The sequence below is a fragment of the Streptomyces sp. JLBG701 genome (genome assembly GCF_058544905.1).
This window is the reverse complement of the sequence record NZ_CM178588.1, coordinates 3,354,593-3,365,122: the sequence shown is the minus strand read 5'-3', so window position 1 is coordinate 3,365,122 and position 10,530 is coordinate 3,354,593. Positions and strand designations below refer to the sequence as shown.

7 protein-coding genes are annotated in these 10,530 nt (G+C 68.2%); 4 read left to right on the top strand and 3 right to left on the bottom strand.

Going from position 1 to position 10,530, the window contains the following annotated elements; translation table 11 throughout:
- Positions 1 to 39 precede the first annotated feature (39 nt).
- Both AC5DRG_RS15385 and AC5DRG_RS15380 read right to left on the bottom strand, forming a co-directional pair.
- The gene (locus AC5DRG_RS15385) at positions 40 to 1,086 is read right to left on the bottom strand and encodes a CBS domain-containing protein (RefSeq protein WP_491811063.1); all 1,047 of its coding nucleotides are present in this window, start codon (positions 1,084 to 1,086) and stop codon (positions 40 to 42) included.
- A complete protein-coding gene (locus AC5DRG_RS15380; protein WP_491811062.1) occupies positions 1,083 to 2,900 on the bottom strand; it encodes a GmrSD restriction endonuclease domain-containing protein in 1,818 nt (605 codons plus the stop codon). Before AC5DRG_RS15380 ends, AC5DRG_RS15385 begins: the two co-directional genes overlap by 4 nt.
- Positions 2,901 to 3,037: 137 nt before the next feature.
- Here AC5DRG_RS15380 and brxD point away from each other — a divergent pair, with 137 nt between their 5' ends.
- From brxD to AC5DRG_RS15365, 3 genes are all read left to right on the top strand, one after another.
- On the top strand, positions 3,038 to 4,387 hold the full coding sequence (brxD, locus tag AC5DRG_RS15375) for a BREX system ATP-binding protein BrxD (protein ID WP_491811061.1): 1,350 nt from the start codon (positions 3,038 to 3,040) through the stop codon (positions 4,385 to 4,387).
- The gene (locus tag AC5DRG_RS15370; protein WP_491811060.1) at positions 4,387 to 6,585 is read left to right on the top strand and encodes a DEAD/DEAH box helicase; all 2,199 of its coding nucleotides are present in this window, start codon (positions 4,387 to 4,389) and stop codon (positions 6,583 to 6,585) included. The genes brxD and AC5DRG_RS15370 overlap by 1 nt, the downstream gene beginning before the upstream one ends.
- Positions 6,586 to 7,371: 786 nt before the next feature.
- Positions 7,372 to 8,001: a hypothetical protein gene (locus tag AC5DRG_RS15365; protein ID WP_491811059.1), complete on the top strand. Its 630-nt coding sequence runs from the start codon at positions 7,372 to 7,374 to the stop codon at positions 7,999 to 8,001.
- On the opposite strand, the gene AC5DRG_RS15360 is transcribed toward AC5DRG_RS15365, so the two are convergent.
- Positions 7,977 to 9,131, bottom strand: a complete 1,155-nt coding sequence (locus AC5DRG_RS15360) for a hypothetical protein (protein ID WP_491811058.1) — start codon at positions 9,129 to 9,131, stop codon at positions 7,977 to 7,979. The two genes, AC5DRG_RS15365 and AC5DRG_RS15360, sit on opposite strands and share 25 nt — an antisense overlap.
- A gap of 609 nt (positions 9,132 to 9,740) precedes the next feature.
- Here AC5DRG_RS15360 and AC5DRG_RS15355 point away from each other — a divergent pair.
- Positions 9,741 to 10,496: an SDR family NAD(P)-dependent oxidoreductase gene (locus AC5DRG_RS15355; protein WP_491811057.1), complete on the top strand. Its 756-nt coding sequence runs from the start codon at positions 9,741 to 9,743 to the stop codon at positions 10,494 to 10,496.
- Positions 10,497 to 10,530: the final 34 nt, after the last annotated feature.

Genomic DNA, 10,530 nt, shown 5'->3' with positions numbered 1-10,530 from the left:
GGGGTGCCTCTGGCGTTCGCATCAAGGCACCCCGCCGCCTCAGGCCACGAACGCCCGCAGCAGCGTCGCGAACGTCGTCAGTTCGTCGAGCAGCTCCTGCGGAAGCGGCTTCTCGTCGAAGTGTGCGATCCGGTTGCGGATGTCCTTCACTCGCTTCAGGCGGCCGATGAACTGCTCCCTGGGCATGTTGGGCCACTTGAGGGCTTCCCAGTTGGCGTCTGCGGCTTCGGCCAATGATGTCTTCGTCTGGTCGCCATCGAGGAGCTTCAGATAGTCGCCGAACATGAGGTCGGAGACCTGGCCGGTGCGGTGCTCGGCCTTCTTGTTCGTCTGAACGGCTTTGATGGTCTCTTCGTCCAGCGCCGCGCCCAGGCAGCGGCGCAGCAGGGACTCGATCTCCCCGACGATGAAGAAGGGCCGTGCCGCGCCCTCGAAGCGGTCTGTGACATCCGCAGCGGTGACGATGCCCGAGAGGCAGCCGTCGTCACCTCGGACCAGCAGGTAGCCGTGTACACGGATGACCGGCAGGGCGGAGAAGAACTCCTGGCGGGTGTCAGCGAGAGGAAAGGAATCCTTCTCCATCGCGTTGTCCAGGGTCGGCTCCTTGCCCGCCTCGTACATCTTGGCGACGGACCCCCAGGTGACCACCCCATGGACCTGCGCCATGCCGGTGGTCACCGGGACCTGCGCGAGGCCCTTCGTACGCATCAGGAACGTGGTCTGCGCCAGGGGCGTACCGGGACCGACGGACACCAGACCGCGCCGCGCCGACGGGATGTCGCCGAGCAATAGACGCTGCGGCAGGGCGGCCGAGGGCAGGGCCTCGTCGGTCTCGTCCTCCTCCGCGTCGGCAGGGGCGGCCTGCGCGGGGATGGACGCGAGCGGCACCACGTCGACATTGCTGCGCTGACCGCAGACGGCGAAGTCCGGCAGCGTCGTCAGCCCGGCGTCCGTGAGTGCCTGCGAGATGCGGTGCACCGTCCGGTGGTCACGGACCCTGACCTGGAACAGGTCGAGGATGTCCTGCACGGGCACGGTTCTGCCTTTGAGCGCCGCGAGGTCCTGCCCGCTCGGTGCGGTCGTCATCGGGCGTCGCCCTCCGCGAGGTCACGGAGCATGGTCCTCTTGCCCATGGCGGCGTGCACGAGATCCTGCAACTGCTTGGAACGGTCGTTGTAGAACCGTTCGTAGTCGTTGTCGCGGAGCGCTTCCGGATCGATGAGGTGGGTGGCGAGCACATCGTCGAACCACTCGGGGCGCATGTCGGAGGCGGCGACCATCGTGGACAGGTACGACGCCGGTGCCCCGGTCATGTCCATCGCCGCGCGGTAGGACAGAGGGGTCTTGTTCACGATGGAGTTCGTGGGCAGGTCCTGGCTGTTGCCCCGCCGGAACCAGGTCTTGGGGAAGATCTGCCGGACGTCCACGCTGTACTCGTCCAGCCTGCCCGGCTTGAGCGGGCTGTCCGTGTGGTGCCAGTCCACCGCCCCCTGCTTGATGAGCAGGGCGTAGATGCCCTTGTAGGCGGCGCTGTTGCGGGTGGTGAGGCTGTCGAGGCGGTCGGCGAAGAAGAACGCGTCCGTGACGGTGTCGGGTGCTCGGTCGTCCTGCGCGATCCACGGGACGAGCTGCTCGACGTCACGGGTGAAGCGGGTCTCGGTGGAGCCGCCGTACATCTCGCCGAGGACTCCGCACCAGAACCACTGCTCGGTCTTCTCCTCCGCTCCCAGGCCGTCCAGCGCCGTGTCGAGGATGGCACGGACGGCCGCGAGCGGGACGAGCTGCGTCTTGTACGGCAGGTCGCTCGGGCGGACGATGCACTGCCGTTCCAGGAAGTCGCCCACCCAGGCGAAGGCGTCGGCGAGTTTCGGCGCCAGCCGGACGAAGTCGGTCAGCGGGAGGTCCAGCAGATCCCGGCGCTTGCACGACACCGTCGCGCCGGTGCCGGCTTGCTTCCGCTCCCAGGTGCGTACCAGGGCGATGGCCTGCAGGAAGTCGATGCTGCTCAGCCCGTTCTCGATGCCGCCGTCCAGACGGCCGAAGACCGGGTACTTGGCCGCCAGCCCCTGCTTGATCTCCCGCCACACTTCGGGGAGTTGGTAGTAGTCCCCGCTCCGGTCCACGTGCTCGCGGTCCCCGGCGTAGGTCGCGGTGAGCAGTTCGAAGACGTTCAGAGGTACGCCGCCCGTGTTGACCCGCTCGAAGACCGCGCACACGGCGTCCATGGAGGTGGTGGCGGCCAGCCGGATCATCGGGACCTGGAAGGCGCGGACCTGCTGGAGGACCAACTCGTCGAACTGCCCCCACAAGTTCCAGTTCCGGCCCTCGTCCGCTTTGACGTACGACATCATCCACTGGTTCACACGCTGTGCGTCGAAGACGAGATGCAGAGGGAAGAGACCGGCCGCACACTCGTTCTCCGTCGTGCTGAGATCCAGCACCACCGTGCGATTGAAGTCGGTGCGGAGTACCTTGTCCGCCGGGACGGACAGGATGGCTTCGTCGCGGTCCGCGGACGGGCCGACGGCCTTCGCGATGTCGACGTAGTACCACCGCTCGATGGGCTTGTTACGGGCGTCCGCGGTCTCCACCGGGGCGTCGAGCCACAAGGCCTGGAAGAGGGAGGTGAGGCGTTGCTGCCCGTCCAGCAGGAGGAGGTCCGCGGCCGGATCCCCGTCCGGGCGTGCTCCGGTGAGTGTCCGGGAGCGGAAGCGGGTGGCGCCGCCGGTCTGCAGCGTCATCACCACACCGAGCGGATAGTCCAGCGTCACCGTCGCGATGATCGCGCGGATCCTGTCGTCGTCCCACTTCCAGTTGCGCTGGAAGTCGGGCAACTGTAAGGAGCCCGACGCCACATCCGCGAGTACGTCCTTCAGCTTCACATTGTCGAGTGCCGCCACGTTCGTCCCACTCCCACCCTGCCGTATGTACGGAGAGTGATTCCAGCAGTGTCCTCAGGTGACCGTCAACCGGTTCAGCGAAGAGGGCGTCTCGCCTCCCGTACGGGCGTGCCTTTGGAAATGGAAGACTGCTTCTTGTGAGCACCACCGGATCCCAGCGCCCCGCCCAGGTGAGCGCCGCCCGCCGCCGCACCGTCATCGACGCCCTGCGACGCGGTGCCGTGCCCGACAGCGGACTCGACCTGCTGGCCACCGGACTCGACCGGTTCGAAGCGGCCCTGGACGCGGAACTGGACGCCGTGGCATCTGGCGGGTCCGTGTTCAAGGCCGTGCGGGGCGAGTACGGGTCCGGCAAGACGTTCTTCACCCGCTGGCTGGGGGAGCGGGCCAAGCGCCGTAACTTCGCCGTGGCCGAGATCCAGATCTCGGAGAACGAGACACCACTGCACAGGCTGGAGACGGTCTACCGGCGGCTCACCGAGCGCCTCACCACGTCCAGCTTCCCTCCCAGTGCCCTCCGACCCGTCGTCGACGCCTGGTTCTACGCCCTGGAAGAGGACGCCCTCGCCGCCGGTGCGACCGAGGACGATCTTCCGGACGAGGTGGAGAAGCTGCTCGTCGCGCGGCTCGCGGAGGTCTCCCGGCACGCCCCGGCGTTCGCCACCGCGCTGCGCGGCTACCGCGCCGCCCTCGCGGACGGCGACGAGGCGACCGCGGCAGCCGTCCTGGCGTGGCTCGGCGGCCAGCCGCACGTGGCTGCCTCCGCCCGTCGATCTGCCGGGGTGCGCGGAGACCTCGACCACTTCGGTGCGCTCGGGTTCCTGCAGGGGCTCCTCACCGTGCTGCGCGACTCGGGACACACCGGGCTGTTCGTCGTCCTCGACGAGGTGGAGACGCTGCAGCGGGTTCGGTCGGACGCCCGCGACAAGGCACTCAACGCGCTGCGGCAGCTCATCGACGAGGTGCACTCGGGCCGCTTCCCCGGCCTCTATCTGGTCATCACGGGCACCCCGGCCTTCTACGACGGTCAGCAGGGCGTGCAGCGGCTGGCCCCGCTCGCTCAGCGGCTGGCCACCGACTTCACCACTGACCCGCGCTTCGACAACCCTCGCGCTGTGCAGATCAGGCTTCCCGGCTTCAACCAGGAGTCCCTGGTCGGACTCGGCCTCACCATCCGTGACCTGTACGCCGATGCCGCAGAAATGCCCGAGCGCGTGCGGAAGGTCGTCGACGACGCGTATGTCGCCGACCTCGCGGTGGCCGTCGGCGGGGCGTTGGGCGGGAAGGTCGGGGTGGCTCCCCGGCTGTTCTTGAAGAAACTCGTCGGGGACGTACTCGACCGCGTGGACCAGTTCGACGACTTCGACCCCCGGCAGCACTATCGGCTCACCGTCGCCGGCAGCGAACTCACCGACGTCGAGCGAAATCTGGCGGCCACGGTCTCCGGAGACTCTGCGTCGGCCGATGACATCCACCTGGAGCTGTGATGGCGGACGCGGGACTCTCGGCCGGGAAAGACCAGGGTGACGAGGATGTCGACGTACTGGACCGACTCGATCCCGTCGTCCTGCATCACATCGTCAACACCCTCGGCTGGCCCGATCTGCGCCCCCTGCAGCGGGCGGCGATCCCCCCGCTCATGGAGGGACAGGACGCCGTACTGCTGGCTCCGACGGCGGGGGGCAAGACCGAGGCGGCCTGCTTCCCCCTGCTGTCGGCGATGACCGAGCAGAGATGGACCGGCACATCCGTGCTGTACCTGTGCCCGCTCAAGGCACTCCTCAACAACCTGGTCGTCCGCGTCGACGCGTACGCCCAGTGGCTGGGGCGACGGGCTGCGCTCTGGCACGGCGACACTAAGGAATCGCAACGGCAGCGCATCCGGGCCGAGGCACCGGACATCCTGCTGACCACGCCCGAGTCGCTCGAGGCGATGCTGATCGGCGTCAAGACCGACCACGCCCGCATGTTGGGAAGCGTCCGGGCCGTGGTCATCGACGAAGTGCACGCGTTCGCAGGGGACGACCGGGGATGGCACCTGCTCGCCGTGCTCGAACGGTTGGAGCGGGTCACCGGACGGCCTATTCAGCGCGTCGGGCTCTCGGCGACCGTCGGCAACCCGGCCGAGTTGCTGCGCTGGCTGCAAGGCGCGGGCGTCGGCAGCCGCACTGGTCAGGTGGTCGCCCCTGGAGTGCAGTTGCCGGCCACCGACGGCAGCGGATACGGCGACAAACCGAGTCCTGAGCCGTCCAGCTGGCCTGCGGGCGAAGTGGAACTCGACTACGTCGGCTCCCTCGACAACGCGGCCAAACTCATCGCGGCGCTGCACAGGGGAGAGAAACGGCTCGTCTTCTGCGACTCACGCCGCCAGGTCGAGGAGTTGGGCGCGGCGCTCCGCGCACGCGAGGTGACCGTCTTCCTGTCCCACGCCTCCCTCTCCGTCGATGAACGCACCCGTTCCGAGCAGGCGTTCGCCGAGGCACGCGACTGCGTCATCGTCTCCACGTCAACTCTCGAACTCGGCATTGACGTCGGTGACCTGGACCGCGTCATCCAGATCGACTCACCGGCCTCCGTTGCCTCGTTCCTGCAGCGCATCGGCCGCACCGGTCGGCGGTCCGGCACCGTGCGGAACTGTCTGTTCCTCACCACCCGCAAGGACACACTGCTGCAGGCTGCGGGGCTGTTGCTGCTGTGGTCGCGCGGCTGGGTGGAACCGGTCGTCCCCCCGCCGGAGCCGCGCCACCTGGTGGCCCAGCAACTGCTCGCTGTGACCCTGCAACAGCACAAGCTCGGTGACCAGTTGTGGGATCGGCAGTGGAACGGCCTCGCCCCCTTCGACAAGTCGGCTGCCCCCATCCTGCGCTTCCTCGCGGAGGAGGGCTACCTCGACAGTGACGGTGGGATGCTGTTCATCGGTCCCGAGGCGGAACGCCGCTTCGGGAAACGGCACTTCATCGAACTCACCGCCTCCTTCACCGCACCTCCGCAGTTCACCGTCCTGTCCGGACGCACGGAGATCGGCCGCACCGACCCGAGCGTGCTCACGGAGGAACGCCCCGGCCCCAGACGGTTGCTGCTCGGTGGGCGCAGTTGGCAGGTCACGTACATCGACTGGCTGCGCAAACGCGTCTTCGTCGAGCCGGCCGACGGCGGCGGAATCGCCAAGTGGATGAACGGCGGCGTCGCCGGATTGTCGTACGCACTGACGCGCGCCATGCGCGAGGTACTGCTCGGCACGAACCCGCCCGTCTCCCTCACCCGGCGGGCGGAGGCGTGCCTGGCCGAGCAGCGCGAAACCGACGCACCTGACACCGTCCACCCGGGCGGCACGTTGATCACACGCATCGGCTCCGATGTCCGTTGGTGGACCTGGGCCGGCTACCGCGCCAACGCCACCCTGGCGGCCACCCTCCAGTCGGTCACCGACCCCCTGCAACGGCCCACCGACAGCTGGCTGCGCCTGCGCGAGAACCTCACCCCGGCCGACTGGCGTGTGGCCCGCGAGAACGTCGGCGAGAACCTCGTCCTGCCCGACGTGGACCGCCGGGCCGTACGCGGCCTGAAGTTCTCCGCCGCCCTCCCGGAACGCCTCGCCGTGGCCACGGTGGCGGCCCGCTTGGCCGACTTCGAGAGCGCCAGCTTGGTGCTTGGCGAGCCGGCGCGCTTTCAGTACGACGGTTGAAGCGGAAAACTAGCCAGGGCCGCTTCAAGCGGCCGTCAGACGTTACGCCCGCCCCAACAGCTCCACGGCCACCGACCTCCATCAGGTCGCAGACGTCATCAAGACGTATGCCGGCAGCATCCGGGCCTTCAACGATCCCGGGTTCGACGATGCGCTGCAGGAGGGGCTTGACCTCATTGCTGAGGTCAAGAAGGGCAATCAGGAGTGAGCTGAGCCATCGCCGTGATTACGACCTCGGCGGCGAAACGCCTCCAGATGCTCGGTCCGGTCGCCCAGCAGGCTGTCGAGGAGCTGCGACTAGAGCTGGAGGGTTAACCCCAGACTCGGAATCCGGCGCGGCTCGGTGCAGGGTAACGGTGGCACAGTCGTCTACCGGACCGGACTCGAACCACGCGAGGACATGCCGGGCCTGACCATCGTGTACGTGTACGCGCCACAGCCGCATCCGCCGGCGGTCGGGATCATCACAGTCACCCCTGACGACGTGGGCAACGAGCCGCAGGCCTGACGGAGGCCCGCGTGGTGAATGCGCTCGATACCTTTGCGCATCCGACAACCCCTGCACGGGAGCCCGGCCAGGAAGACCCTCAGTCGGTGCCGGAACCCGTACGGAGGGCCGCATAGCGGGGCGCATGGTAGTGGGCACGGCCACCGGGCGGCAGCATTCCGTCGGCGGATGTGCTCGGAGCGTGCGGGGGCTGATAGACAACAGTGGCGAACGGCCTCTGCTGCACCTCACGCCGTCCGACGAAACGCCACCGAGCTACCAGAACAAGGACACGAGACATGCTGCTGGCCGAGCAGACACTCGCTGAGCTGAGGCTGCGCGGACAGCAGGTGCGGGCCGCCGTCACCGTGTTCGCGGATGAGGCTCGCCGTCGTTCCGCAGTCGGCCTCGGAGCCGTCGACAGCCGGGCGCTGCTCACCGTCCTGCACAACCTTCCCGTGGACCTCCCCGTACCGCTGTCCTCTCTTGATGCCCATGCCCTGCGGACGCTGCGCACTGCTCCGCCCGGCGTCCTGGATCGGGAGAACGGGCAGGGCATCGTTGTACGGCGGCTGGTGTCCGCAGCCCGCGTCGAGCTGGTTCTCGTCCGGCCGCAAGGCGTCTCACCCCGCGAGTGGGACTCCGCGGTGCGGGACGCCTCGCAATTCGCTCCATTCTGCGCCCGGGGGGTCGTGGTATCGCACCAGGTGTCGGAACGAGCGCTGCACAACCCTGACTTGTCTCGCGACCCCGACTTCGACCTTCTCCTCCTCAAGGCACGCTTCTTTGGAGTCGGCGTCGCCACCCAGGGGCCATCAGGGCTGTGTTGGGTCCTGGAACCCGCCCCTTACCGCCCCCTGCGGCACTCAGCCGCACAGTGGCTCTTTCACGAGCAGGCCTGGCGTCAGCTCGGGCCGGACTGGTCCTGATTCCGGCGTTCCCCAGTCGCCGGCAGCGCGGGCGGACTCGGGAGGCGCCAGGCCTGAAGCACCTTCGGGAACCGGACCTCGGTGTCCGTCTGAGAAGCCAGTAGGCGGTGGTATTCCCAGGCGTCCGCGAGTTGCTGACGCCACCAGCCGATGCGCTCGTCGCCCGGCAGGGTCGCGTCCAACTCGTCATGCAGGCCGTAGAGTTCGCAAATAGTGTGCTGCAGTGCTGCAACGACGTCGGCTTGGCTGTCCGTGAAGCGGGTGAGAGCGGCGCCCTTGCAGACCGCGCAGTCGCAGGTCCACGGATCGATGTGGGCGAACCAGTCCTGGAGGGTGGCCACGCGGTGGTAGCGAAGCAGGCGTCGGACCAGGACCACTGGATATGCCTTGTGGCCGCCGCCCCCGTTGTCCGGCCGCGGAACCATCCCATGGCGGAGTACGGCCGCGGCTCCGACCGCCGCGCCCAGCGCCCCGTGCGCCATCGCGTCGAAGGCAGCGAGATCGGTGCGCCACAGAACGAGCCGCGGACAGGAACGGCATAACTGCCGCAGCCCCTCAGGGACTCCGACGCGTTCAAGTGGATCACCATCCGCCTGCAGGATCAGCCCCACGGGATGCCGGCAGGCTCGAATCTGCTCGGTGAGATGAGACAAGGAGGACCGTCGTAGCCACCGCCAGCTACACGGCAGCAGCACCACGGTGTCCTGGCGGCGCAGCAGGTTCGCCTGACGGACCACGGCCTTGAGCACTGACGTGTCTCCCGCCTGCTCGGCCGGGATGAAGCAGGTGGGTGTCACGGCGTAGGACGCCTTGTTGTCGCGCTGGCCGTCCAGAATCTCGTTGAGCCCGGCGAGGTCCAGGTCGCGCCAGCCGTAGCTGGTCTTGAGCCCGAAGGGTGCGTCAGCGGTAGCGACCTGCTGGGTGTGGCTGCCGTGGTCCATGGCGACGACCGTCTCCGGCAGGGCGTTGCGTACTTCCCTGCACCTGGCCGGTGCGGCAGCGCCTGTCAGCACCAGCCCGCCCGTTCGGGCCGGGATGTAAGGGAGTACGTCGATCGCCGACTGGTCGTTGACCATGATCAGCAGACGGTCCCGCAGCATTTCGTCGATTCCCTCGATCCCAGCCCCCACGAGATCGTCCCCTTCACGGTCGTCAGGCCGCCCCGCTGGTCCTCACTGTCAGAGCCGTGAAACGAGAGCCGCAAGACCGCCTGCCAGCGGCGGAGCCGTTCTCGGACAGCGGGTGATGTCGTCGGGAAAAGTCCGGCCTCGCCGCGAAGCACCCCCTTGTCACGTTGAGCGACAGTTCTGAGCTGAATCGTTGCCAAGCGTGATTGACGCGTCACGGAGTCTGTATCTGGCCTGGGCGCAAGGCATGCCGAGACTGGCGTGATTGGGCTGCGCGCGATCGGCATGCCCCGGCTGCCGTCGATCGAGCTGTTCGGCACGGACTCTGAGACCGGTGCTTCGGTCGCCGAGTATGTGGTCATGGACCAGCTCCAGGAGGCGTTCCGCAAGGCCCTCTGGCTCGTCGGGACGATGGACTCGGGGATCCGCCACCCGGCTACCCGGTCCGCATCGTCGTCACTCCCGGGACGTGAGCGACGGGCCCGCTCCGCATCGAATCCCCGCGCTTCGTGTCCCGTGCCCCGTACGCGACATGGACACCGCCCAAGGCGCTCGCTATGGTCTCATAGGGGCAGTGAAACCAGCTTTCGCCAAATGAAAACGGAGGCGCTCATGGATTGGCTGGGCCTGGAAGCCGGGCGGGCGCTCGTCCTCGGGGCGGGCGGTCTGGGCGCCGCCTGTGCGCGAGGGCTGGCGGAGGCGGGGGCGCGGCTCGTTGTCGTGGACGTGGACGAGAAGCGGCTCAAGGAGTTTCGCGACGACCCGCGAGTCGCCGGTGCCGACGTACGGACCCTTGCGGTGGACATGACCTCCTCCGAGGCCTGCGACGAGCTCGTCGGCACCGCCGCCGGACTGCTCGGCGGGCTGGACGTGCTGGTGCACGCGGTCGGGACGAACGACCGACGGCCCGTGGTCGATACCCCCGACGAGGTGTGGGACCGGATCCTGTTGCTGAATCTGTCCACCGCGTTCTGGATCGGCCGTGCCGCCGGGCGGATCATGCGCGAAGCCGGTGGTGGCCGGATGGTGTTCTACTCTTCGGTCTCCTCCCTGCTGGCGCATCGGCACCACGCGCCCTACGCGGCGAGCAAGGGCGGCCTCGACCAGCTGGTCAAGGTGATGGCCCGTGAGTGGGCCGCCGACGGTGTGACCGTGAACGCGGTCGCGCCCGGGTACACCGAGACCGAGCTGACCCAGGCGTACCTCGACAAGCCGGGGATGCGGGACGAGTTGACCGCCCTGGTCCCGGCCGGGCGGCTGGGTACGCCGGACGACGTGGTGGGCGCGACGCTGTTCCTGGCGTCGACGCGAGCGTCCTTCGTCACCGGCCAGGTGCTCTACGTCGACGGCGGCCGGACTCTGGTCTGACCCATTCGGTGATTCCCATGGACCGCCGCTGGAC

Bases quoted from the DNA above. Each gene is read 5' to 3' on its own strand.
- AC5DRG_RS15385 (WP_491811063.1), bottom strand. From the start codon at position 1,086: ATGACGACCGCACCGAGCGGGCAGGACCTCGCGGCGCTCAAAGGCAGA.
- AC5DRG_RS15370 (WP_491811060.1), top strand. From the start codon at position 4,387: ATGGCGGACGCGGGACTCTCGGCCGGGAAAGACCAGGGTGACGAGGAT.
- AC5DRG_RS15365 (WP_491811059.1), top strand. From the start codon at position 7,372: ATGCTGCTGGCCGAGCAGACACTCGCTGAGCTGAGGCTGCGCGGACAG.
- AC5DRG_RS15355 (WP_491811057.1), top strand. From the start codon at position 9,741: ATGGATTGGCTGGGCCTGGAAGCCGGGCGGGCGCTCGTCCTCGGGGCG.